The sequence below is a fragment of the Subtercola sp. RTI3 genome, assembly GCF_035018625.1.
Lineage (GTDB): Bacteria > Actinomycetota > Actinomycetes > Actinomycetales > Microbacteriaceae > Subtercola > Subtercola vilae.
The window spans coordinates 1-23,018 of the sequence record NZ_JASJXO010000062.1; the positions used below are offsets into that span (position 1 = coordinate 1).

Sequence of the window (23,018 nt, forward strand, 5' to 3'; positions counted from 1 at the left end):
CGGTTTAGCCTGTTCCGGTTTCGCTCGCCACTACTCACGGAATCACATGTTGTTTTCTCTTCCTGAGGGTACTGAGATGTTTCACTTCCCCTCGTTCCCTCTACCCGCCCTATATATTCAAGCGGGAGTCACCAGGTCACCTCACGGGCCTGGCGGGGTTTCCCCATTCGGAGACCCTCGGATCACAGCTCTATTATCAGCTCCCCGAGGCTTATCGCAGATTTATACGTCCTTCTTCGGCTCCAGATGCCAAGGCATTCACCGTTTGCTCTTAAAAACTTCATACAACAAAATCACACAACAAAGACCAATGTATGCCTGAAATAAATCAGGCGAACATTGATTATCAGTCCACAAACAGACCCCCAAGGGAGCCAAAATTTGCGACTGAAGATGCTCGCGTCCACTGTGTAGTTCTCAAAATACGGGCGGTACCCCACACAACCAAAGACCCAAAAGCCCCTGACCGAAATAAGGTCCAAAACAAGTTACAGCCAACCCCCACACCCCCACAGACCAAAAACCCGTGACGACGAAGAAGCTGCCCGGTCCCTCAGGACCCAACAGCGTGCACAACACGGCCACACCAAACCCTCTCTTCCAAACCAGCCCCGAAGAACCCGTCGTACTGACAGAACCTGATGCACTACGCGAATGTCAAATGTTCCACCCATGAGCGCCACCAACACCTAACTGGCGTTGAAATGACTGTCCATCCGACCCCGCTGTATACAGACGAGAGATGAAACGTGCTCCTTAGAAAGGAGGTGATCCAGCCGCACCTTCCGGTACGGCTACCTTGTTACGACTTAGTCCTAATCACCGATCCCACCTTCGACAGCTCCCTCCCACAAGGGGTTGGGCCACCGGCTTCGGGTGTTACCGACTTTCATGACTTGACGGGCGGTGTGTACAAGGCCCGGGAACGTATTCACCGCAGCGTTGCTGATCTGCGATTACTAGCGACTCCGACTTCATGAGGTCGAGTTGCAGACCTCAATCCGAACTGAGACCGGCTTTTTGGGATTCGCTCCACCTTACGGTATTGCAGCCCTTTGTACCGGCCATTGTAGCATGCGTGAAGCCCAAGACATAAGGGGCATGATGATTTGACGTCATCCCCACCTTCCTCCGAGTTGACCCCGGCAGTCTCCTATGAGTTCCCACCATAACGTGCTGGCAACATAGAACGAGGGTTGCGCTCGTTGCGGGACTTAACCCAACATCTCACGACACGAGCTGACGACAACCATGCACCACCTGTATACCGACCTTGCGGGGCCCACATTTCTGTGGCTTTCCGGTATATGTCAAGCCTTGGTAAGGTTCTTCGCGTTGCATCGAATTAATCCGCATGCTCCGCCGCTTGTGCGGGCCCCCGTCAATTCCTTTGAGTTTTAGCCTTGCGGCCGTACTCCCCAGGCGGGGAACTTAATGCGTTAGCTGCGACACAGAAACCGTGGAATGGCCCCTACATCTAGTTCCCAACGTTTACGGCATGGACTACCAGGGTATCTAATCCTGTTCGCTCCCCATGCTTTCGCTCCTCAGCGTCAGTTACGGCCCAGAGATCTGCCTTCGCCATCGGTGTTCCTCCTGATATCTGCGCATTCCACCGCTACACCAGGAATTCCAATCTCCCCTACCGCACTCTAGTCTGCCCGTACCCACTGCAGGCTGGAGGTTGAGCCTCCAGTTTTCACAGCAGACGCGACAAACCGCCTACGAGCTCTTTACGCCCAATAATTCCGGACAACGCTTGCACCCTACGTATTACCGCGGCTGCTGGCACGTAGTTAGCCGGTGCTTTTTCTGCAAGTACCGTCAAACCGAAGTTCTTCTTCCTTACTAAAAGAGGTTTACAACCCGAAGGCCGTCATCCCTCACGCGGCGTTGCTGCATCAGGCTTTCGCCCATTGTGCAATATTCCCCACTGCTGCCTCCCGTAGGAGTCTGGGCCGTGTCTCAGTCCCAGTGTGGCCGGTCACCCTCTCAGGCCGGCTACCCGTCGTAGGCTTGGTGAGCCATTACCTCACCAACAACCTGATAGGCCGCGAGTCCATCCTTGACCAAAAAATCTTTCCACCCCCAGGAGATGCCTCCGAAGGTCATATCCGGTATTAGACGTCGTTTCCAACGCTTATCCCAGAGTCAAGGGCAGGTTACTCACGTGTTACTCACCCGTTCGCCACTAATCCGCTAAGCAAGCTCAGCATCATCGTTCGACTTGCATGTGTTAAGCACGCCGCCAGCGTTCGTCCTGAGCCAGGATCAAACTCTCCGTAAATGCTTACGCGCCACACCAACAACGGGAATCGAAGCCGGCATGACAAGTTTGATGCTGACAGAACAAATCATTACTGACTTGCTTGTCCGTGAAACACCCCAAAAAGATGCCCCACTAATTGTTTTTCCCAAAGGAACCCGAACACCAAAAAAGGTGCCACGGGGATTTGGCATTTGACAATGTGCACGCTGTTGAGTTCTCAAAGATCGGACGCACCCACACCAGAAACCCAGTCACAACAACCAGACCCGACACGAGGCAACTTCACAACCATAAACCATCGCCCACCACACAAAGCCCAAACACAACAAACACCAAACGGCATCCGCGGTTTTCTTCACATGGGAAACGGCCCCACTTGAGGCCAGAAAACAGAACCGCTTTCCGAACCTTTGGGGTGACAAGAAGAAACATTACGGGTATGTTTCGTGGCTGGCAAATAGACCGCTACACCCGGGCGTGTCGCCCCGGAAACGCGGGGAACTAGACGACGACAGCGCCCGCGAGGGTTTTCTTGCCGCGACGCAGAACCACGACGCCACCGGTAAGGGCAACGTCACCTGCGGTGAGCTGGTCGTTGTCGATCTTCACGTTGTTGGCATAGAGGCCGCCTTGGGCGAGGGCACGCCGAGCCTCGCTGATCGTTGCGACGAGTTTGGTGTCGACAACGAGCTGCAGCAGTAGAGCATCCGGAGTCGTCTCGACGGTCGGGAGTTCGGCTAGAGCCTGGCGAAGAGCCTGCTCGGGGAGATCGGCGAGATCGCCCTGCCCGAAGAGTGCCGCGGCGGCGGCGATGGCGGCGTCGGTAGCGTCGGTTCCGTGAACGAGGGAGGTGACCTCGTAGGCGAGGGTGCGCTGCGCTTCGCGCCGGAACGGTTCGGTCGCAACGGCCTCCGCGAGCCGGTTCAGCTCGTCGCGAGTCAGGAACGTGAAGATCTTCAACCGTTCGAGGGCATCGGCATCGTCAGTGTTGAGCCAGAACTGGTAGAACGCGTACGGACTGGTGAGGGCGGGGTCGAGCCAGATGGCGTTGCCCTCGCTCTTACCGAACTTGGTGCCGTCGGAGTTCGTGATGAGGGGCGTGCCGATGGCGTGCACGCTCTGTTGCTCTGCGCGACGGATGAGGTCGGTGCCGCTGGTGAGGTTGCCCCACTGGTCGCTGCCACCCGTCTGCAGGCGGCAGTCGTAGGTGCGGTAGAGCTCGAGGTAGTCGAGGCCCTGCAGAATCTGGTAGCTGAACTCGGTGTAGCTGATGCCGGCGTCGGAGTTGAGACGGGCGCTCACCGCGTCTTTCTTCAGCATGGTGCCCACGCGAAAGTACTTGCCGATGTCGCGGAGGAAGTCGATGGCGCTGAGCGGGGCCGTCCAGTCGAGGTTGTTCACGAGCCGTGCTCTGCTGTCACCTTCGAAACTCAGAAACCTCGACACCTGAGCTTGCAGGTACCCAACCCATTCGGCGACGGTGTCGCGCGCGGTCAACGTGCGTTCGGCGGTCGGGCGTGGGTCTCCGATGAGACCGGTCGAGCCGCCCACGAGTGCCAACGGCTTGTGCCCGGCGAGTTGAAGGCGGCGCATAACGAGGATCTGCACAAGATTGCCGAGGTGAAGACTCGGGGCCGTCGGGTCGAACCCGCAGTAGAAGGTGATGGGCGCGCCGTCGAGCAGCGTCTTCAGCTCGGCTTCGTCTGTCGAGACGTGCACCAGGCCGCGCCACTTCAGCTCATCCCACACAGAGGAGAACGACGGGTCATTTTTCTGGGTAGACAGAGCTACCAACACTGGCTGAGGCACGGTTCACAGAGTACCAGTGGCACGCGTGATCAGTTATGATTAATTCTCAACTATGACTAAGGCTGAGCCGCGATGAAACAACACCACCCGTATGCCGTCATTCCCGTGGGGCTGGTCGGGGTGTTGACCGAGGGCGAGAACGAGGGCCAGAACGTGCTGGTGCTCGACGATCAGGAGGTGAGCGGTGGGTTTCTGGTGGAGCAGTGGGGTGGGCAGTGGGGTGGGCAGTCAGGCGGCCGGTCAGGTGGGCGCCGCACGACGTGGCTGTGCTGCCGGGCGCGTCTCGCCGAGTTCTTCGAGCGCGACGAATTCGATTCGCTCGAGTGGGAGACCTGACCCGACATCGAATGGGCGGAGAGCTATGCCGTCGGGGTGAAGGGGGCGAGCTTGGGGTGACGTTTGTAGGGCGAGACGGTGAGGTCGGAGGGGATGAAGAAGCGCCAGGGGTACGCGGGGGTGCCGCCCAGGCCGCCGAGACCCGTGCGGGCAGACGTCTCGAAGCGCGAGGGGTGGTCGGGCATCCGGAGACCGTATGGGGAAGCGAGAAGGGAGGCTCCCCCATCGGAGAGCGGGATGCCGAGGGCGCGGGTGAGGCGAGCGGGGCCGCGGGCGAGGTCACGAAGAGGTATCGCGTGGCCGCGGCGCTCGCGCGCGAGATCGAGGCCGTCGACGATCTCGCCGGCGCGGATCAGAACACCGCTCGCGATGCCGGCTGGCGAGCAGACGATGTTGGCGCAGGTGTGCATGCCGTAGGTGAAGTACGTGTAGAGGTGCAGGGGTTCGCCGAACATGACCGAGTTGGCGCGCGTCTGGCCGCGAAAGGAGTGTGAGCCCGGATCGGCGCCCACGCCGAGGTACGCCTCGACCTCGGTGATGCGGAGGGTCGTGGTGCCCTCAGCTGAGGTACGACTGAGCAGCGCTCCGAGCAGAAGGGGCGCCACCTCGACGGCGGGCCGGAGGAACAGGTCGGGGTCGGGAATCGAGGTGCCCGGCACCACTTCGGCAGACGCCATAGGGTCAGAAGAGCTTGATGCCCAGCGAGATGCAGACGATGACAGCCGCGACGAGAATGGCGACGAGAACGCTGGCGAGGGTCCAGAACATCCACGGCTTCAGCGGCTTGCGCCACCAGGGTGTCTTGTAGAGCGGGTGGTTTCGAATGTCTTGGTCGACTTTGGGCTTCTTGCCGCCCGATGTCTCGGGGCCGAGGCCGTCGGGCGAGCCGGAGCTGCTGCTGAGTGTCATGCTGTCGCCTTCGGGTGGTAGAGGAGGGGTTCATCGAGTGTGGGTGCGCCATCGGCAGCTGTGCCGGCCCCGGCACCGGCCACTGACTTCTGCAGGACGCGCACTTGGGCAGTGAGCGACGCGAGCTGTTCGGCAACACGCACACCGGCCGTGCCGCCGATGCCGTTGCGGCTCGCGATCGAGCCGGTGACGGTGACCACGTCGCGAACGGCGGGAGTGAGATGCACCGACACCGTTGTGAGCTGTTCGTCGGTGGGTTCGTGCAGTTCGAGCCCGTTCTGCTCACAGAACCGCACCAGATCTCCGCTGATCTCGTGCGCGTCACGGAAGGGCACGCCCTGCCTGACAAGCCATTCGGCCACGTCGGTCGCGAGCGAGAACCCCTGCGGTGCAAGCTCGGCCAGCCGGTCGGTGTTGAAGGTGAGCGACGCGACCATGCCGGTGAAAGCGGGCAGCAGCACCTCGAGTTGCTCGACCGAGTCGAAAACGGGCTCTTTGTCTTCCTGCAGATCACGGTTGTACGCCAGCGGCAGGCCCTTGAGGGTGGCGAGCAGGCCGGCGAGGTTGCCGATGAGGCGCCCCGACTTGCCCCGCGCCAACTCGGCGATGTCGGGGTTCTTTTTCTGCGGCATGATCGACGAGCCGGTGGAGTAGCCGTCGTGCAGCTTCACGAAGCCGAACTCGCGGGTGGCCCACACAATGATCTCCTCGGCGAAGCGCGAGAGATTGATGCCGATGAGGCTGGTGATGAAGGCGAACTCGGCGACCACGTCGCGACTCGCGGTGGCATCGATGGAGTTCAGCATGGGGCCGGCGGTGAGGCCGAGCTCTGACGCCACGAGAGCGGGGTCGAGGCCGAGCGAACTACCGGCCAGCGCGCCTGCACCGTAGGGCGAGGCGGATGCCCGGGCACTCCAGTCGCGCAGGCGTTCGAGATCGCGAACCAGCGGCCAGGCGTGCGCGAGCAGGTGGTGCGAGAGAAGCACCGGCTGCGCGTGCTGCAGGTGCGTGCGGCCCGGCATGGGGGCATCCGGATGCGCCGCGGCCTGCGAGGCGATGGCGTCGATGAGCTGAACGACGAGGTGGCCGAGCTCGCGGCCGTGGTCGAGGAGGTACAGCCGGATGAGCGTGGCGATCTGGTCGTTGCGGCTGCGACCCGCGCGCAGTTTGCCACCGAGCTCGGCGCCAGCTTCGGCGATGAGACCGCGTTCGAGGGCCGAGTGCACGTCTTCGTCGGATTCTGCCGCCGTGAAGTCGCCCACTTCGATCGACGCGGCCAGGCGGTCGAGCGCCGCTGTCATAGCCCCCAGCTCGTCGGGCGTCAGGTAGCCGGCCGCCGCCAACGCCTTGGCGTGCGCGCGGGAGCCGCTGATATCGTAGGGCCAGAGCTGCCAGTCGAAGTGGGTCGACTTGCTGAGGGCCAGCAGTTCTGGTGAGGGCCCGCTGGCGAACCGCCCACCCCAGAGGGCGCCCGCTTCACTCGCTCGATTGTCTGCCACGCTGTGCCTCGTGTGTTTCTTCAGTTGATGCAGTTACAGAGAAGTCGTGCCGCGAACCGGCGGGCCTGAAGACCCGTGGGTCTGTTGGCGGCGAAGTCGCGGCGTGGGTCTGAGTTTAGCGCCGCGACCCCGTGGGCCAGGAAGCACGCACGCCGCCGCCGCTCGTGTTGGCGCTGCCGCCAGCGCTACTGCTGGCGCAGGAGCCAGACGAGCAGCGCCTTCTGCGCGTGCAGGCGGTTCTCCGCCTCATCCCACACCACGCTCTGCGGGCCGTCGATGACGTCGGCCGCCACCTCGTACCCGCGGTCGGCCGGCAGGCAGTGCAGAAAGAGCGCATCGCTTTTGGCGTGCGCCATGAGTGCCTGGTCGACCTGGTAGCCACCGAACGTCTTCACGCGGGCGGCCTTCTCGTCTTCTTTGCCCATCGAAACCCAGGTGTCGGTGACCACGATGTCGGCGCCGGTGACGGCTTCGACGGGGTCGATGTAGGTGGCGGCCGAACCTCCGGTTGCCGCGGCGATGGCCTGGGCATCCTGAACCACGGTGGGGTCGGGTGAGTAGTCGACGGGCGCGGCGATGCGCACGTGCATGCCGGCCGTGGCGCAGGCGAGCAGGTACGACTGGCCCATGTTGCTGGCGCCGTCACCGAGGAACGTCACGGTGAGCCCGGCGAGTTCGCCCCGATGCTCACGGATGGTGAGCAGGTCGGCGAGGAGCTGGCAGGGGTGGAACTCGTCAGAGAGCGCATTGACGACCGGAACCGTCGTGCCCCGGGCCATGTCTTCGAGGCCGGCCTGAGCGTAGGTGCGCCACACGATAGCCGCGACCTGGCGTTCGAGAACCCTCGCGGTGTCGGTGGCCGTCTCTTTGCCACTCAATTGACTGTTCGCTGTGCTGATGATGAGGGGGCTGCCCCCCAGATCGGCGATGCCGACGGCGAACGAGACGCGGGTGCGGGTCGACGACTTGTCAAAGATGACGGCGACCGTCTGCGGGCCGGCAAGCGGCTTCTCGCTGAATCGGTCACGCTTCAGCACTGCCGCCAGGTCGAGAATCTCGGCCTGTTCGGCGGGTGAGAGGTCGTCGTCGCGCAGAAAGTGGCGGGTCATCGGGAGCCTTCGGGTCGGGCGGGCAGAAAGGGGCGGGCAGAAAGGGGCGGCCAGAGCGGGTCGGGCAGATCGGGTCAGACAGAAAGAACCAGAGTAGCGGTACCGCTACACCAGCGCGGGCATCGCGGCCAGGGCTCTGCTGAAGCGGGTGATGAAGGCATCCACTTCGAGGTCGCGGATGATCAGCGGCGGGGCCATGCGAATGGTCGACTCGTTGGCGGCGTTGATGATGAGTCCAGCATCCATTGCGGCTGCCACCAGCTGGTTCGCCACCGGCTCGGCCAGGCCGATGCCAATGAGCAGGCCCTGCCCGCGCAACTCGGTGATGAGAGGCGAGTTCAGGGCGGCGATGCGTTCGCGCAGCTGCACGCCGCGGCGCTCGGCGTTGCCGACGAGGTCGACCTCTTCGATGTAGGCGAGCACGGCATTGGCCGCTGCGGTGGCGAGCGGGTTTCCGCCGAACGTGCTGCCGTGCATTCCGCGCTGGTAGAGCTCGGATGCCCAACCGAAGGTGACCAGGGCGCCGATGGGCACTCCCCCGGCCATGCCCTTTGCGATGGTGACGGCATCGGGTTTGATACCGGCGTGCTCGTAGGCGAACCAGCGACCGGTGCGGCCGACACCCGTCTGAATCTCGTCGACGATGAGCAGCACGTGGTGCTTCTCGGTGAGCTCGCGTGCCCGGGCGAGGTAGCCCTCTGGCAGGTCGATTACGCCTGCCTCACCCTTGATGGGTTCGACGAAGAGCGCGGCCACCGTGCCGTCGAGGGCAGCTTCGAGCGCTTCGATGGTGGAGTCGATGTGCTCGACGCCACCCGGCATTGGCAGGAACGCTTCCTGCATGGTGGGCTTGCCGGTGAGGGCGAGCGAACCCATCGTGCGGCCGTGGAAGGCGTTCTTCAGCGCAAGAATTTTGGTGCGGCCATCGCGCGAGTTCAGGCGGGCCAGCTTGAAGGCGGCCTCGTTCGCTTCGGCGCCCGAGTTGCAGAAGTAGGCCCGACCCTCGGGGCCGGCGCCGGTGATGCGCTTCAGGCGCTCGGCCAGCTCGAGCTGCGGGCGGGTCGAGAAGTAGTTCGAGACGTGCGCGAGGGTACTGACCTGGCGGGTGACGGCGTCGATGAGCACCGGATGCGCGTGGCCGAGCGAGTTGACGGCGATGCCGGCCAGAAAGTCGAGATATTCCTTCTCGTTCTCATCCCACACGAAGGCACCGCGACCGTGCGTGAGCATCGCCAGGGGCGTACCCATGGTGCGCATCATCGAGTTATTGAACGTGTCGATCCACGGGGTGGTCACGGGGTTTCCCTCTCAATTGAAATATGCGGTTCTGAAATGCCTGATTCGAGGCCGCGCACGACCTCGGTGCCGATGCCGCTCTGGGTGAACACCTCGAGCAGTATCGAGTGCGGGGTTCGGCCGTCGATGATCGCGGCCTTCGCCACTCCCCCATCGACCGCCTCGAGGCACGCCGCCATCTTCGGGATCATGCCCGACTCAAGGCTCGGCAGCAGGGCGCGCAGCTCTTCAGAGTCGATGACAGAGACGAGCGAGTCTCGGTTCGGCCAGTCGGAGTAGAGGCCCGCAACGTCGGTGAGAATCACCAGCTTGGCTGCCCCGAGCGCTACGGCGAGCGCCGCAGCGGCCGCGTCGGCGTTGATGTTCAGTACCTGCCCCGGCTCGTCGCGGTCGGGCGCGATCGAGGAGATGACCGGGATACGGCCGGCCGCGATGTGCTCCAGCACGGCCTCGGGGTTCACTCCGACGACATCGCCCACCAGGCCGAGATCGACGGTCTCGCCGTCGAGCTCGATCGTGCGGCGCTGGCCCTCGAACAGCCCGGCGTCTTCGCCCGAGATCGCCGTGGCGAGTGGGGCGTGTTCGTTGATGTGGCTGACGATGTCCCGGCTGATCTGCCCGGTGAGCACCATGCGAACGACATCCATCGCCTCGGGGCTGGTGACACGGTAGCCGCCACGGAACTCGCTCTCGATGCCGAGGCGGGCGAGCATCCGGGAGATCTGAGGGCCCCCGCCGTGCACAACGACCGGTCTGATGCCCGCGTAGCGCAGGTACACCATGTCTTCGGCGAAAGTGCGCTGCAGGTCGGGGTCGACCATCGCATTGCCGCCGAACTTGACGACCATGATCTGGTCGTGAAAGGCCTGCAGCCACGGCAGTGACTCGATGAGCGTTGCCGCCTTCGCGGCGGCGAGTTCGTGGTCGAGGGTCGTCATCAGCTGGCGTACGCGCTGTTCTCGTGCACGTAGTCGTGAGTGAGGTCGTTCGTGTAGATCGACGCGACCGCGTCACCCGAGTGCAGGTCGATGAGCACGGTGACGGCGCGCGGCGTGAGGTCGATGAGGTCGCGGTCTTCGAACGGCTCGCCCGCCTTGCAGATCATCACGCCGTTGATGGTGACGTCGATGTTGTAGGGGTCGAACGTTGCCTCGGCCTCGCTGACGGTGCCCACGGCAGCGAGCACACGGCCCCAGTTCGGGTCGTTACCGAAGATGGCGGCCTTGAACAGGTTGCTGCGCGATACCGAACGACCCACGGTCACGGCCTGGTCTTCGGCTTCGGCGTTGACCACGGTGATGGTGATGTCGTGGCTGGCCCCCTCGGCATCGGCCTGCAACTGCAGCGCGAGGTCGTGGCAGAGCCCGGTGAGGGCGGCCGTGAAGGTGGCTTCGTCGGGTACGACTCCGGATGCCCCACTCGCCATGAGCGTCACGGTGTCGTTGGTCGACATGCAGCCGTCGGAGTCGAGTCGGTCGAACGTCACTCTGGTTGCCGCGCGGAGGGCCCGGTCGAGGGCTGCCGCGGGCAGGTCGGCATCGGTCGTGATGACGACGAGCATGGTGGCGAGGCCGGGAGCGAGCATACCGGCGCCCTTCGCCATACCGCCGATCGACCATCCATCGCCCGCGGCGACCGACTGCTTCGCCTTCGTATCGGTAGTCATGATGGCGAGAGCCGCATCGGTGCCGCCATTCTGGGTGAGGGCGGCGACAACGCCCGGCACTCCCCCGACGACTCTGTCGCGAAAGACCTGGTCGCCGGTTCCGATGAGGCCGGTCGAGCACACGATCACGTCGCCGGCCGACACTGAGAGCGCTTCGGCCACCGCCTCGGCCGTGGCGTGGGTGGTCTGAAAGCCGAAGGTACCCGTGTAGCAGTTCGCTCCGCCCGAATTCAGGATGACCGCCGACACCGAGCCGTCACGAATGACCTGCTCAGACCAGAGAATCGGGTTGGCCTTGCAGCGGTTCGAGGTGAAGACGGCGGCGGCCGCGGTGCTCGGACCGCGATTGACCACCAGCGCGAGGTCGCGGTCTCCCGACGATTTGAGGCCGCGGGCGATGCCGGCCGCTTCGAATCCGGCGGGGGCTGTGACGCTCACGAAGGTACTCCTGGGGGTCTGGGGGCGGGCTGGAACGAAAGTGTGTGAAGCCAAACTGGCCGGGCCGAACGTCGGTGTTCACCGAGTGGGTGGGCCGAATGTGTGCGCACCGAACTCACGGGGCCAGGCCGTTCAGGGGCAGGCCCAGCGTCTCTGGCAGCCCCAGCGCGATGTTCGCCGACTGGATGGCCGCGCCCGCGGTGCCCTTCACGAGGTTGTCGATCGCGGTGACCGTGACCACGCGGTCGGCAGCCTCGTCGACGGCGATGCCGATGAGCGCGGTGTTGGCACCGATCACGTCGGACATGCTCGGAAACTGGCCCTCGGGCAGCACGTGCACAAACGGCTCGTCAGCGTAGGCGTTGACCCAGGCCGAACGCACGTCGTGGGCGCTGATGCCGGCGGCGAGCCGCGCGGTCGAGGTGGCGAGGATGCCACGGGCCGCGGGAATCAGCACCGGGGTGAACGACACCGTGACCTTCGTACCGGCGGCCGCGCTGAGGTTCTGCACGATCTCGGGGTTGTGTCGGTGGGTGCCGCCCACGGCGTACGCGCTGGCCGAGCCGAGAATCTCGCTCGCGAGCAGGTTCGTGCGGAGACTCTTGCCGGCGCCCGACGGCCCCACCGCAAGAACGGCCACGAGATCGACCGGCTGGATGACCCCGGCACGCAGACCCGGCGCGAGCCCGAGGCTGATAGCGGTCACGTTGCAACCGGGCACAGCGATGCGTTTCACACCGACGAGCTGTGAGCGCTGCTGCGCATGGTTCTCGATGAGAAGCTCGGGCAGGCCATAGGGCCACGCGCCGAAGAAGTCGCCGCCGTAGAACTTCGCCCAGTCGGCCTCATTGGTGAGCCGGTGATCGGCCCCGCAATCGACGACAAGGGTTTCAGGGTCGAGCGTTTCGGTGATCACGCCCGATTTACCATGCGGCAGCGCCAGAAACACGATGTCGTGCCCGTTCAGGGCAGCGGTCGTTGTCTCGCTGAGAACGAGGTCGCCGTACGAGCGCAGGTGCGGGTGCACCGCCAGCAACGGCTGGCCGGCATTGGTGTTCGCGGTCACGGTTCGCACCTCGAACTCGGGGTGATTCGCCAGGAGCCTCAAGAGCTCGCCACCCGCATACCCGCTTGCGCCCGCTACAGCAACCGAAAAAGACATGCCTCAAATCTACCGCGCCCACGAACGAGCGAAGCGCGCGGCGGTGATGCCTCCGCGCGCCACTCGCTACTCCCGAACGACCGCCCCGAACTGGCGCACAGCCTCTGCGACACCCGCGAGCCGCGAATCGCTCGCCTCGGCCGCGGTGAGGGTGCGGTCTGACGCGCGAAAACGCAAGGCGAACGTGAGCGACTTGTAGCCCTCGTCGATCCCCGTCGAACGGTAGTCATCAACGAGCCGGATGCTCTCGAGGAGCTCGCCCGCCCCGGCAGCCACCGCACGCTGAACTTCGCCGGCGGCCACCGTCTCGGCCACCACCAGCGAGACATCTTGCGTTGCCGCCGGGTACCCCGCCAGCGGAGTGGCCTCAACACTGCGTGCCGCAAGCTCGATGAGCGCGCTGAGGTCGATTTCGGCGACGGCCACGACGCGCGGCAGATGATACTGCTCAGCAAGAGCCGGCAGAAGTTCGCCCACGTAACCCACGAGCACCTCGTCACCGGTCGGCAGTGCCACCGTCACTTCGGCCGTTCGGCCCGGGTGCATCGCTGCGTGACTGCCCTGACGCACCGAGACGGGCACATCGAGCGCGTCGGCGAGCAGCCGCACGGTATCGAGAGCGTCGGCGACGCCCACGGGAATGGCGTTCTGGCCGGGCTGCTTGTCGACCGAGTTGCCAAGGAACAGCAGGCCAACGTGCCACGGCTGCGGCGGAATACTCGCGTTCAGTTCGGCGAGCGTCTCGGCAGAGGGCAAGCTGGCACCGAGTGGAACCTCGGTCACCCCGTAGGTCACACCTGGTTCGGGAAGGAAGACAGCACCGACCTCGAAGAGAGCGAGGTCGGTGAGACCGCGCGACAGGTTGCGCCGAGCGATGTCGATGAGCCCGGGCAGGGTCGACGTGCGAAGGAACGGCGATTCAGCGTCGAGTGGGTTGGCCAGCTTGATCGCGGTGACGGGGGAACCGTCGGCTGAGCCGAAGACGGTGTTCAGCTCGGCATTCACGAACGGCGAGCCAAGAACCTCGGTCGAACCGCTGGCGGCCAGAGTGTCGCCGGCGAGCCGTCGAAGCTTCTGCTCGCGGGTGAAACCTCGACCAGAGGGAGCCACCGGAATAATGCTCGGAATACGCGCGTACCCCACGATGCGCGCGACCTCTTCGGCCAGCGTCGCCTTGTGGGTGAGGTCGGGGCGCCAGCTCGGGGGCGCGACGAGCAGACCGTCGTGCGCGTACTCGAGCGTGGCACCGATCTCGATGAGCGAGTCGGTGATCTCGGCGTCGGTGTAGTCGACACCAACGAGGCTCGAGATGTACGCATCGGGCAAGAAGATGGGGGTGAGCTGTTCGTGCGCGTGATACCGAGAGCCGAGCGAGTCGGCGTGGCCGCCGGCGAGTTCTTCGATGAGCTGAACGGCTCGTGCCGCAGCAGCAGCAGCGACCTCGGGGTCGACTCCGCGTTCGAAACGTTTTGAGGCTTCGCTCGGCAGTTTGTGGCGCCGAACCGTGCGTGCGATGGTCACCGGGTCGAAGTTGGCCGCTTCGATGAGCACATCGACGGTTTCGTCGGTGATCTCGGTCGAGAGACCGCCCATCACCCCGGCCAGGCCGATCGCGCCACTGGCGTCGGCGATGACCAGGTCTTCACCGTCGAGTGTGCGCACGTGCGAGTCGAGCGTCGTCAGGGTCTCGCCGGGCTCAGCTCGGCGCACGACGATCGGGCCGTCGAGACGGTCGAGGTCGTACCCGTGCAGCGGCTGCCCGAGCTCGATCATGACGTAGTTCGTGATGTCGACCAGCAGCGAGACCGACCGGATGCCGGCGAGTTTCAGCCGCGCGATCATCCATGACGGGGTGGCGGCCGCAGCATCGACGCCGCGCACGACGCGCGTGACGAAAACGCTCGCGCCGACGCGGCCACGGATGGGTGCACGATCATCGATGGTCACCTCGACTCCCGAGTGGGCATCGAGATCGGCGGTGGCGCTCTGCAGCTCGACCGCGGGGTCACGGAACACCACGCCGGTGGCGTGCGCGTACTCGCGCGCGATTCCGCGGATGGAGAAGGCGTACCCGCGGTCAGGGGTGACGTTCACCTCTACTGCGGCGTCGTCGAGGCCGAGCAGGTTGAGCGCATCGGTGCCGACCTCGGGGTCGAGACCGAGGCTCGCGAGTCGCAGAATACCGTCGTGTTCTTCGCCGAGGCCGAGCTCACGCGCCGAGGCGATCATGCCGTCGGAGATGTGGCCGTAGGTCTTGCGGGCGGCGATGGCGAAGCCCCCGGGCAGAACGGCGCCGGGGAGGGTCACCACCACTTTGTCACCCACGAAGAAGTTCGGGGCTCCGCACACGATGCCCCGAACATCCGCCCCGCCGTCGGCAGCAGCGACGCCCGGTGGGGCCACTCGAACGCTGCACCAGCGGATGGTCTTGCCGTTCGTCTGGGGCTCTTCGGAGAATTCGAGCACCTCACCGACCACGACGGGGCCGTCGATGTCGAAGTCGTGGGAGCCCTCTTCTTCGAGCCCGACGCTCACCAGCGCAGCGTGGATGTCGTCGACCGACGTACCGACCGGAAGTTCGACGAACTCTGAGAGCCAACTAATGGGAATACGCATGAACCTAGACCACCATTCCGAACTGCTGGCTGAACCGCACGTCGCCCTCGACCATGTCGCGCATGTCGTTCAGGTTGTTGCGGAACTGCAGAGTTCGTTCGATACCGACACCGAAAGCGAAGCCCGAGTACTCGTCGGGGTCGATTCCGGCAGAACGAAGCACGTTCGGGTTGACCATGCCGCAGCCACCCCACTCGACCCACCGCGCGCCACCCTTCGCGCCTGGCTGCCAGACATCCATCTCGGCACTCGGTTCGGTGAACGGAAAATAGTTGGGGCGCAGGCGAATCTTGGCTTCGTCGCCGAACATCTGGCGCGCGAAGAACTCGAGCGTGCCGCGCAGGTGCGCCATAGTGAGGCCCTTGTCGACGGCGATGCCCTCGATCTGGCTGAAGACAGGGGTGTGCGTCGCGTCGAGTTCGTCGGTTCGGTACGTGCGGCCCGGCGCGATGACGTAGACGGGCAGCTCGCGCGTCAGCAGTGAGCGCACCTGAACCGGTGACGTGTGCGTGCGCAACAAGAGGTGCGATGAAACAGGCTCGACGAAGAATGTGTCTTGCATCGCGCGTGCCGGATGATCGGGGTCGAAGTTCAGCGCATCGAAGTTGAACCACTCGTTCTCGAGTTCGGGGCCCTCCGCCACCTCCCAGCCCATGCCGACGAAGATGTCGCCCACCTTGTCTTGAAGCAGCGACAGCGGATGACGCGCACCCAGCTTTTTGCGCACCGGCAGCGCCGTGACGTCGACCGCCTCCGCCGCGAGCTGCGCTGCACTCTCGAGCGCCACGACGTCGGCCTCTTTCGCCGCGAGAGCCTGGTTCACCCGGCCGCGCGCCTGCCCCATGAGCTTGCCGGCGGCAGCCTTCTGGTCGTTCGGGAGGCTCTTGAGCTGGCCGTTCAGCCGCGACAACGGCGACGCTTCGCCCGTGTGGGCGATGCGCACCGCCTTGAACGTGGCGGTGTCGCTGACGGCGTCGATGGCGGCCAGCGCGCTGGCAACCGCCTCGTTGACGGAATCTTCGGTGAGAACTACGGGAGTGGGATCTGACACGAGACACAAGTTTAGCGGCGATGCCGCGCCACGGCAGGCGCTCGGCACGACCTGTGGAAAGCCGGCCGAGCACGTGCCACTGGGGAGAACGGTCAGCGCGCCTCGTGCTGCGCGAACGCGCTCTCGTAGAGGCATACCGACGCCGCCGTGGCGAGGTTCATCGACTCGGCCTTGCCGTAGATGGGCACAGAGATGGAGCGGTCGGCGAACTTGAGGTCATCGTCGGTGAGCCCACGCGCCTCATTGCCGAACAACCATGCGGTCGGCGCTTCGAGCAACCCGGTTGAGCGGATCTCCAACAGGTTGTCGCCCTTGATATCAGCGGCGAGTACCTGCATACCGGCTTCGAGCGCGCGGCGGCGCACATCGGCAAGAGTCGCCTCGACAGCGACCGGCAGGTGAAAGAGCGAACCCGTCGTCGAACGCACGACCTTGGGGTTGTAGAGATCGACAGAACGACCCGTGAGAATCACGGCATCGGCACCGGCAGCATCCGCGGCCCGGATGATGGTGCCCGCGTTACCCGGGTCGCGCACCTCTTCGAGAATGGCGATGAGCTTCGGTTTCGCCGCGAAGATGTCTTTGATCGCGGTAGGAAACTGGTGGCAGACAGCGATGAAGCCCTGGGGCGTGACCGTGTCAGACATGGCCTCGAGCACCTGCTCAGAGACGAATTCGACATCGACGCCGGCATCCACCGCGGTCTGCGCGATGTCGGTGTACCGCTCGAGGGCGGTGGGGGTGGCGTAGAGCTCTACTACCAGTTGGGGACTGAAGGCAAGCGCCTCGGCAACCGCCTGCGGCCCCTCCAAGAGAAAGAGCCCGGTCTCAGACCGGGCTCCCTTCTTGGCAAGTTTGGCTACGGCCCGAACACGCGGTGAACGCGGATTATCAAGCATGTAACCAAGTCAAGCAGATATTGAGTTGATTTTCGGCCAAGCTGGCTGCCGAAATTTATGCCTGAGCCGGGCGGGGACCGGCTCAGAATTTACTACAGTGCTGCAGCGTCGACCTTGGGGGCTGACGTGTCTTCGGGCAGTGCTGCCTTGGCGCTGGCAACCAGGGCCGCGAAGGTGGCGGGCTCGGTGACGGCGAGGTCGGCGAGAATGCGACGGTCGACCTCGATGCCGGCCAAGGCGAGGCCCTGGATGAGGCGGTTGTACGTGAGGCCGTTCAGGCGGGCAGCGGCGTTGATGCGCTGGATCCACAGGCGACGGAAGTCACCCTTGCGGGCGCGGCGGTCGCGGTACGAGTAGACGAGCGAGTGGGTGACCTGCTCTTTTGCCTTGCGGTACAGACGTGAACGCTGGCCACGGTAGCCCTCGGCGCGTTCGAGAATTACGCGACGCTTCTTGTGGGCGTTTACGGCCCTCTTTACTCTTGCCATTTCTATCTAATCCTTTATCGTCGTCGCGGTATTACAGGCCGAGGAGCTTCTTGATGACCTTGGCGTCTTGCGGTGCAAGAACCTGGTCGGTGTTCAGGCGGCGCTTGCGCTGGCCCGACTTCACTTCCAGGTTGTGGCGCATGCCGGCCTGCTGCTTCATGACCTTGCCGGTTCCGGTGATCTTGAAACGCTTCTTGGCCCCGGAATGGGTCTTCTGCTTGGGCATAGTTGTCTCCTCGTTGGTGTGAAAAAGTTATTCGGCTGCAGCTGCGGGCTCGGCCACCGTGTCGGCCGGGGCCTCACGGGTCTTCGCTGCAGCGCGTTGGGCGTTGGCCTCGGCTTTGGCCTCTGACTTGTTCTTCAGAGGGCCAATCACCATGACCATGTTTCGGCCGTCGATGGTCGGGCTCGATTCGACAGAACCGAACTCCGAAACGTCTTCGGCAAATCTTTGGAGAAGGCGCACACCCTGGTCGGGGCGTGACTGCTCGCGGCCACGGAACAGGATCATTGCTTTGACCTTGTCACCGGCCTTGAGAAAGCCTTCGGCGCGCTTCCGCTTGGTCTCGTAGTCGTGCACATCGATCTTCAGGCGAAAGCGAACCTCTTTGAGGATCGTGTTGGCCTGGTTGCGCCGGGCCTCTTTCGCCTTCTGGGCGGCTTCGTACTTGAACTTTCCGTAGTCCATGATCTTGGCCACGGGCGGCTTCGAGTTCGGCGCCACCTCAACCAGGTCAAGGTCTGCCTCTTGCGCGAGTTTGAGGGCGACGTCGATACTGACGACGCCAACCTGCTCACCGGCCGGACCCACGAGGCGAACCTCGGGTACTCGTATACGGTCGTTTGTACGGGGATCGCTGATGCGTTACTCCTTTATGAAGCGGTGGGATGTTCGGCTGCACCCTCGGCATGAAACCGGGGCACGCGAAAATGAACCTCACCGCGCAATCGCAGAAAAAACCTGCTCACAACGCACCACACCCTGTCTACCGAAACCTCTTGCGAGGAGCCGGCGGAGTGCAATCAACCCGGTAACCTTATTAGTGGTCAAGCGCGGGTGGGAGAATCTCCACTTTCGCTCTGAAACCTGACAGTCTCAGAGCCGCCTACAAGTCTAACAGACTCTCTGGCCAATACGAAAGAACGGAACACGAATTCCCATGAGCGACGTCTACCCCGACACCGAATCAACCGACGCGGCCCGCGACATCGCCGATGTTCAAGCCGTCGAAGTCATCACCACCACGGCCGTGCATCTCATGAGTGCCGCCGCCGTGAAGGTCGGTCTGGCCGACGATCCCGAACACCAGCTCGACCTCGACGAGGCCCGCAAGCTGATTATCGCCCTCGCCGGCCTCGTCACCGCCGGGGCGCCGGAGATCGGCGATATGCACGCCCGCAGCCTCCGCGACGGCCTCCGTTCGCTGCAGCTCGCCTTTCGCGAGGCCTCGCCCTTCCCCGACGCGATCGGGCAGGGCCCGGGCGAGAAGCTGACCGGTCCGGTCAACTAACTGCCGGGCATCCGGGGCCTACACCTACACCTATACACGCGCCTGTATACGCTTATGCGCCCCTCTTCAGGGACCAATGATCGGTACGACCACCTGGCGCCCCTCAGCGATGATCAGGTCGAGCAACCCCGGGAAGCGTGCGTCGAGGTCTGCGCGGCGCAGGCGGTTCAACCGGCGCGTACCCTCGTCGTACTGGTGCATGACTCCCGACTCGCGCAGAACCTTGAAGTGGTGCGACGAGGTTGATTTTGCAACGGGGAGATCGAAGGTTCCGCACGCGACATCACCGTCGTGCGATGCCAGCGCGGCGACGATGCCCAATCGAACCGGCTCGCTGAGGGCGACCAGAATCGACGACAGGTCGATGTTCTCGACAGTCGGCTGCTCGATGGGGTTCGCGTTTCTACTCGGCACCCTTGAATTATGACATCGTGTTCGACGCTGATCGAACATCAGGCTATGTTCGAGACATGACGAACATCAGTGAACGCTCTGTCGATCTGTCGAACGCCCGGGCCCGCCTCGGCCGCGTGGGTGCCTGGCTCGGGGTGCTCGGGTCATTCACCGCCGAACGCGAAAGGGATGCGGTGGCGCACGTCGAGCGCCTCGGCTACTCGACCCTGTGGGTCACCGAGTCGAGCAAGGAGGCGTTCGCCCACGCCTCGCTGGCCCTGGCCGCCAGCAGCACGCTGACCGTCGCCACCGGAATCGCGAATGTCTGGGCTCGCGAGCCCGAGACGGCCGTGTCGGGTGCGAACACGCTCGCCGAGGCATACGACGGCCGCTTCGTTCTGGGCCTCGGCATCGGTCACGCGAAATTCGTCGAACGCTACAACAAGCCTCTGCAGACCATGCGTTCGTACCTCGACCGGATGCACGAGACCGTTGTCTCCGCGCCGGTCGCGGTCGATCCCGTGCCGTGGTTGATCGCGGCCCTCGGCCCCAAGATGCTCGAACTGGCCGGCGCCCGGGCAGAGGGATCGCACCCCTACTTCGTGCCCGTCGAGCACACCGCCCGGGCGCGCGAGACGCTCGGGTCGGCGCCCCTGCTCGCGCCGGAGGTCGCGGTGGTTCTCGACGCGACGCCCTCGAGCGCCCGAGCGACGGCCCGGCGGTACATGGAGCTCTACCTGCAGCTTCCCAACTACACGAACAACCTGCGCACGCTCGGGTTCACCGACGACGACCTCGGCGACGGCGGCAGCGACCGGTTGGTCGACGCTGTGATTCCGTGGGGTTCGGTCGATCAGATCAGCGCCCGCATCGCCGAACACTTCGAGGCCGGGGCCGACCACGTGTGCATCCAGCCGCTCGACTACACCGAGAACGCCGGGCTGGATGCCCTGGCCGAGCTGGCCCCGGCCCTCATGCCCTGATCGTTACCGCACACCGGGCGGGCGTGGGATACGTTGTGATCAGCAGGCGGCGCGGGGCACGCCGGATCGATCGACAGGGGCAGCAGATGATCACGACGACGGGTGCGGCGGAGGCACGTTCTTCGGCGGTTGGCAGGGCTGCGAGTGGCAGGGCTGCTGCCGCTGCACGAAACGTGCGAACCGGGGCCTGCGCCACCGCCCACGGCGGGGCGTTGCGTCGTCTCATCGGCGCGGCGGTCACCGCCGGCGTGCTGCTGGGGGTCTCCGGATGCGCAGGGTTCGGCTCGACGGTTCCGACGGCTGGCCCCACAACGGCAGTTTCAGCACCCACGACTGCCGCGAGCAGCCCTGCGCCGACCGCCGACGCTCTGGGCCCGGGGGCGACGCCGTCAGGAACGGGCATCCCGTCACCGACGATCACCGCTGCGACCGAGGCCATCGACCTGACGAAGCCCGGCACCTGGCTGGTCGACTACACGGGCATCGGCCCGGCCCGCATCACCGATACGGTCGGCGAGGCCCGCGCAAGCCTGGCCTCGCTGCCGGAAGAGGCTTACCAAGGCTGCAACGCGCACGTCTTTGAGGCGACCGCCAACGGCAATGTTCGAGTCGCAATCGGTGCGCGCGGCCCCGGCGAGACCGATGATCAACCAGTCTCGATTCTGTTCGCAGGGGGCGGCGGCCAGCCCGAGAGCCGGCAGATCTCTCCGCACACCGCGAAGGGCATCAGTACGGGATCGACCGAGGCCGACGTTCTGGCGGCGTACCCGGGCATCACCGGGCACCCCACGAAATACGAGGGCATGGTCTACGAGATGACCAACGGCGACAACGTGTGGTTGTCGTTCGTCGTCGACCACAGCATCGTCATCGACCTTCAGGTCTCGACCGGAACATGGGACCAGCAGAGCTACTGCGATTGAAGGTGGGCGGCAGTCTGCAGCGGCACGGCGGCGGGGCGATCGAGTCACCGGTCGAGCGGCTGAGGGCGCCAAAGCTGAGCGGGCGAAGTCTGCTACAGATTCGGCCGCAGCAGTAGCCCTTGGTGCCAAGCCGTGTCGTGTCAGCCGCCCACCTCATACTGGGTGAACTGCGGCACGCTGATCGCGGCGAACACAGGAGGCGCAGTGCAGCGAGTGCGATGGATGTTCGCGGGCCAGCTCGGTTCGCAGTTCGACGACGGCGGTCCGGTGCTCCTCATCGAGGCGCGGTCGGTGTTCGAGCGGGCACCGATGCACCGGGCGAAGGCGCATCTGCTGCTCTCGGCGCTGCGACACCGGGCGCAGGAGCTCGGCGACCGGGTGGAGTTTCACCAGGTTCAGACGTACGGCGAGGTGGTCGAGGGGCGGCGTGATCTGCAGGTGGTGGATCCGACGTCGTACAGCGCGCGCCGGTACGTGCGGCGGCTCGGGGCCGAGGTGCTGCCGAGCCGCGGGTTCGTGACGAGCGAGACCGACTTCGCCGAGTGGGCGGCGAGCCGGGGCAAGGGGCGACTGCTGTTGGAAGACTTCTATCGGTGGGTGCGGGGGCGAACGGGCATCCTGATGGAAGGCGATGCGCCGGCAGGTGGGCAGTGGAACTACGACCACGACAACCGCCAGGCACCGCCGAAGAATGCCGTCACACTTGGGCTGCCCGAGCCGTGGTGGCCCGTCGAAGACGACATCGATGCGGGTGTGCGCGACGATCTCGACCGCTGGCAGGCGGAGGGAACCGCGACCTTCGTGGGCTCCGACGGGCCGCGCCGGTTCGCGGCCACCGAGACCGAAGCGCGGGCCGCGCTGGCCGATTTCGTCGAATCGCGCCTCAACGATTTCGGGCCGTTCGAAGACGCCACGCTCACCGGAGACTGGAGCATGGCGCACTCTCTGCTCAGCGCGCCGCTGAACCTCGGGCTGCTCGACCCGCGCGAGGTGGTCGACACCGTCGAAGCCGAGTACCGGGCGGGGCGCGCACCACTCTCGAGCGTCGAAGGGTTCGTGCGCCAGATTGCGGGGTGGCGCGACTATATGTGGCATCTGTACTGGTATTTGGGTGAAGCGTATTCCACTTCGCACAACGCCCTCGCCGCTACGACGCCGCTTCCGCCCGAATTCACGGCGCTCGACGCTGAGGCGATCACGGCGAACTGTCTCAGCCACAGCATCGACGGGCTGCGGCAGCACGGCTGGGCCCACCACATCCAGCGCCTGATGGTGATCGGAAACTGGGCACTGCAGCGCGGGTACGACCCGAAACAGCTCAACGACTGGTTCGTCAACATGTTCGTCGACGGCACTCCGTGGGTCATGCCGGCGAACGTGATCGGCATGTCGCAGCACGCCGACGGGGGCATCGTGGCGACGAAGCCGTACGCCTCCGGCGGCGCGTACATCTCGAAGATGAGCGACTACTGCGGGCCGTGCCGGTACAACCCCAAGGTGCGCCTGGGGCCGGATGCCTGCCCGTTCACCGCCGGCTACTGGGCGTTTCTCGACCGTACCGAACCGGTTCTGCGCACCAACTTTCGCATGGCGCAGCCGCTCGCCGGGCTGCGGAGGCTGTCAGATCGCGCCGCCGTGGTGGCTGTCTCTTATACACATCT

At 64.7% G+C, this 23,018-nt stretch carries 21 protein-coding genes and 2 rRNA genes; 5 read left to right on the forward strand and 18 right to left on the reverse strand.

From position 1 onward, the window contains the following. The 3 genes from QN358_RS16715 to tyrS all read right to left on the reverse strand — a co-directional run. Window positions 1–285 (reverse strand): 23S ribosomal RNA (locus QN358_RS16715); the annotation flags it as partial. 475 nt (window positions 286–760) lie between these two features. Continuing rightward, window positions 761–2,287: ribosomal RNA gene (locus QN358_RS16720) — 16S ribosomal RNA — on the reverse strand. A gap of 483 nt (window positions 2,288–2,770) precedes the next feature. After that, window positions 2,771–4,078, reverse strand: coding sequence for a tyrosine--tRNA ligase (gene tyrS, locus QN358_RS16725; protein ID WP_323513017.1), 1,308 nt, complete (start codon window positions 4,076–4,078; stop codon window positions 2,771–2,773). A gap of 72 nt (window positions 4,079–4,150) precedes the next feature. Here tyrS and QN358_RS16730 point away from each other — a divergent pair, with 72 nt between their 5' ends. Continuing rightward, window positions 4,151–4,414, forward strand: a complete 264-nt coding sequence (locus QN358_RS16730; protein ID WP_136642638.1) for a hypothetical protein — start codon at window positions 4,151–4,153, stop codon at window positions 4,412–4,414. A gap of 23 nt (window positions 4,415–4,437) precedes the next feature. Here the strand turns inward: QN358_RS16730 and QN358_RS16735 are convergent, their stop codons facing one another. The 14 genes from QN358_RS16735 to infC form a co-directional block, all read right to left on the reverse strand. Beyond that, window positions 4,438–5,091 carry a DNA-3-methyladenine glycosylase gene (locus QN358_RS16735; protein ID WP_323513018.1) on the reverse strand — a complete coding sequence of 218 codons (654 nt, stop codon included), beginning with the start codon at window positions 5,089–5,091 and terminating at the stop codon, window positions 4,438–4,440. A 4-nt stretch (window positions 5,092–5,095) separates the two neighbouring features. Next, window positions 5,096–5,323 (reverse strand): hypothetical protein, encoded by a 228-nt coding sequence (locus QN358_RS16740; protein WP_136642636.1) that lies wholly within the window; start codon window positions 5,321–5,323, stop codon window positions 5,096–5,098. Beyond that, window positions 5,320–6,822 carry an argininosuccinate lyase gene (gene argH / locus QN358_RS16745; RefSeq protein WP_323513019.1) on the reverse strand — a complete coding sequence of 501 codons (1,503 nt, stop codon included), beginning with the start codon at window positions 6,820–6,822 and terminating at the stop codon, window positions 5,320–5,322. The genes QN358_RS16740 and argH overlap by 4 nt, the downstream gene beginning before the upstream one ends. Before the next feature lie 185 nt (window positions 6,823–7,007). Next, a complete protein-coding gene (gene argF, locus QN358_RS16750; RefSeq protein ID WP_323513020.1) occupies window positions 7,008–7,931 on the reverse strand; it encodes an ornithine carbamoyltransferase in 924 nt (307 codons plus the stop codon). 105 nt (window positions 7,932–8,036) lie between these two features. After that, complete coding sequence (locus tag QN358_RS16755; protein ID WP_272898623.1) at window positions 8,037–9,227, reverse strand: acetylornithine transaminase; 1,191 nt, start codon at window positions 9,225–9,227, stop codon at window positions 8,037–8,039. Further along, window positions 9,224–10,165 (reverse strand): acetylglutamate kinase, encoded by a 942-nt coding sequence (gene argB / locus QN358_RS16760; RefSeq protein ID WP_323513021.1) that lies wholly within the window; start codon window positions 10,163–10,165, stop codon window positions 9,224–9,226. Before argB ends, QN358_RS16755 begins: the two co-directional genes overlap by 4 nt. Next, the gene (gene argJ / locus QN358_RS16765) at window positions 10,165–11,331 is read right to left on the reverse strand and encodes a bifunctional glutamate N-acetyltransferase/amino-acid acetyltransferase ArgJ (RefSeq protein ID WP_323513022.1); all 1,167 of its coding nucleotides are present in this window, start codon (window positions 11,329–11,331) and stop codon (window positions 10,165–10,167) included. The genes argB and argJ overlap by 1 nt, the downstream gene beginning before the upstream one ends. Before the next feature lie 115 nt (window positions 11,332–11,446). Beyond that, window positions 11,447–12,493 carry an N-acetyl-gamma-glutamyl-phosphate reductase gene (argC, locus tag QN358_RS16770; RefSeq protein ID WP_136642631.1) on the reverse strand — a complete coding sequence of 349 codons (1,047 nt, stop codon included), beginning with the start codon at window positions 12,491–12,493 and terminating at the stop codon, window positions 11,447–11,449. Window positions 12,494–12,559: 66 nt separating this feature from the next. Next, window positions 12,560–15,109, reverse strand: coding sequence for a phenylalanine--tRNA ligase subunit beta (gene pheT, locus QN358_RS16775; protein WP_136642630.1), 2,550 nt, complete (start codon window positions 15,107–15,109; stop codon window positions 12,560–12,562). Between the two features lie 4 nt (window positions 15,110–15,113). Continuing rightward, window positions 15,114–16,160 carry a phenylalanine--tRNA ligase subunit alpha gene (gene pheS / locus QN358_RS16780; protein WP_237280407.1) on the reverse strand — a complete coding sequence of 349 codons (1,047 nt, stop codon included), beginning with the start codon at window positions 16,158–16,160 and terminating at the stop codon, window positions 15,114–15,116. A 92-nt stretch (window positions 16,161–16,252) separates the two neighbouring features. Then, window positions 16,253–17,059 carry a TrmH family RNA methyltransferase gene (locus QN358_RS16785; RefSeq protein ID WP_136642628.1) on the reverse strand — a complete coding sequence of 269 codons (807 nt, stop codon included), beginning with the start codon at window positions 17,057–17,059 and terminating at the stop codon, window positions 16,253–16,255. Between the two features lie 92 nt (window positions 17,060–17,151). Further along, the gene (gene rplT, locus QN358_RS16790; protein ID WP_136642627.1) at window positions 17,152–17,547 is read right to left on the reverse strand and encodes a 50S ribosomal protein L20; all 396 of its coding nucleotides are present in this window, start codon (window positions 17,545–17,547) and stop codon (window positions 17,152–17,154) included. A 31-nt stretch (window positions 17,548–17,578) separates the two neighbouring features. Further along, complete coding sequence (gene rpmI / locus QN358_RS16795; RefSeq protein WP_136642626.1) at window positions 17,579–17,773, reverse strand: 50S ribosomal protein L35; 195 nt, start codon at window positions 17,771–17,773, stop codon at window positions 17,579–17,581. A gap of 27 nt (window positions 17,774–17,800) precedes the next feature. Next, the gene (gene infC / locus QN358_RS16800) at window positions 17,801–18,409 is read right to left on the reverse strand and encodes a translation initiation factor IF-3 (protein WP_201799310.1); all 609 of its coding nucleotides are present in this window, start codon (window positions 18,407–18,409) and stop codon (window positions 17,801–17,803) included. Window positions 18,410–18,707: 298 nt separating this feature from the next. On the opposite strand from infC, the gene QN358_RS16805 reads away from it, so the two are divergent. Then, window positions 18,708–19,058, forward strand: coding sequence for a DUF1844 domain-containing protein (locus tag QN358_RS16805; RefSeq protein ID WP_136642625.1), 351 nt, complete (start codon window positions 18,708–18,710; stop codon window positions 19,056–19,058). Window positions 19,059–19,124: 66 nt separating this feature from the next. On the opposite strand, the gene QN358_RS16810 is transcribed toward QN358_RS16805, so the two are convergent. Next, window positions 19,125–19,472, reverse strand: a complete 348-nt coding sequence (locus tag QN358_RS16810) for an ArsR/SmtB family transcription factor (RefSeq protein WP_237280405.1) — start codon at window positions 19,470–19,472, stop codon at window positions 19,125–19,127. Window positions 19,473–19,528: 56 nt separating this feature from the next. Between QN358_RS16810 and QN358_RS16815 the strand changes: the two genes are divergently transcribed. From QN358_RS16815 to QN358_RS16825, 3 genes are all read left to right on the forward strand, one after another. After that, window positions 19,529–20,434: a TIGR03620 family F420-dependent LLM class oxidoreductase gene (locus QN358_RS16815; protein ID WP_323513023.1), complete on the forward strand. Its 906-nt coding sequence runs from the start codon at window positions 19,529–19,531 to the stop codon at window positions 20,432–20,434. A gap of 86 nt (window positions 20,435–20,520) precedes the next feature. After that, window positions 20,521–21,357: a hypothetical protein gene (locus QN358_RS16820; RefSeq protein ID WP_323513024.1), complete on the forward strand. Its 837-nt coding sequence runs from the start codon at window positions 20,521–20,523 to the stop codon at window positions 21,355–21,357. A 204-nt stretch (window positions 21,358–21,561) separates the two neighbouring features. Continuing rightward, on the forward strand, window positions 21,562–23,018 hold a 1,457-nt coding region (locus QN358_RS16825), incomplete at its 3' end, for a cryptochrome/photolyase family protein (protein WP_323513025.1).

Excerpts from the sequence above, each read along its gene's own strand:
- QN358_RS16730 (WP_136642638.1), top strand. The coding sequence starts at position 4,151 with ATGAAACAACACCACCCGTATGCCGTCATTCCCGTGGGGCTGGTCGGG.
- QN358_RS16735 (WP_323513018.1), bottom strand. The coding sequence starts at position 5,091 with ATGGCGTCTGCCGAAGTGGTGCCGGGCACCTCGATTCCCGACCCCGAC.
- QN358_RS16740 (WP_136642636.1), bottom strand. The coding sequence starts at position 5,323 with ATGACACTCAGCAGCAGCTCCGGCTCGCCCGACGGCCTCGGCCCCGAG.
- argF (WP_323513020.1), bottom strand. The coding sequence starts at position 7,931 with ATGACCCGCCACTTTCTGCGCGACGACGACCTCTCACCCGCCGAACAG.
- argB (WP_323513021.1), bottom strand. The coding sequence starts at position 10,165 with ATGACGACCCTCGACCACGAACTCGCCGCCGCGAAGGCGGCAACGCTC.
- argC (WP_136642631.1), bottom strand. The coding sequence starts at position 12,493 with ATGTCTTTTTCGGTTGCTGTAGCGGGCGCAAGCGGGTATGCGGGTGGC.
- pheT (WP_136642630.1), bottom strand. The coding sequence starts at position 15,109 with ATGCGTATTCCCATTAGTTGGCTCTCAGAGTTCGTCGAACTTCCGGTC.
- QN358_RS16785 (WP_136642628.1), bottom strand. The coding sequence starts at position 17,059 with ATGCTTGATAATCCGCGTTCACCGCGTGTTCGGGCCGTAGCCAAACTT.
- rplT (WP_136642627.1), bottom strand. The coding sequence starts at position 17,547 with ATGGCAAGAGTAAAGAGGGCCGTAAACGCCCACAAGAAGCGTCGCGTA.
- rpmI (WP_136642626.1), bottom strand. The coding sequence starts at position 17,773 with ATGCCCAAGCAGAAGACCCATTCCGGGGCCAAGAAGCGTTTCAAGATC.
- QN358_RS16805 (WP_136642625.1), top strand. The coding sequence starts at position 18,708 with ATGAGCGACGTCTACCCCGACACCGAATCAACCGACGCGGCCCGCGAC.
- QN358_RS16815 (WP_323513023.1), top strand. The coding sequence starts at position 19,529 with ATGACGAACATCAGTGAACGCTCTGTCGATCTGTCGAACGCCCGGGCC.
- QN358_RS16820 (WP_323513024.1), top strand. The coding sequence starts at position 20,521 with ATGATCACGACGACGGGTGCGGCGGAGGCACGTTCTTCGGCGGTTGGC.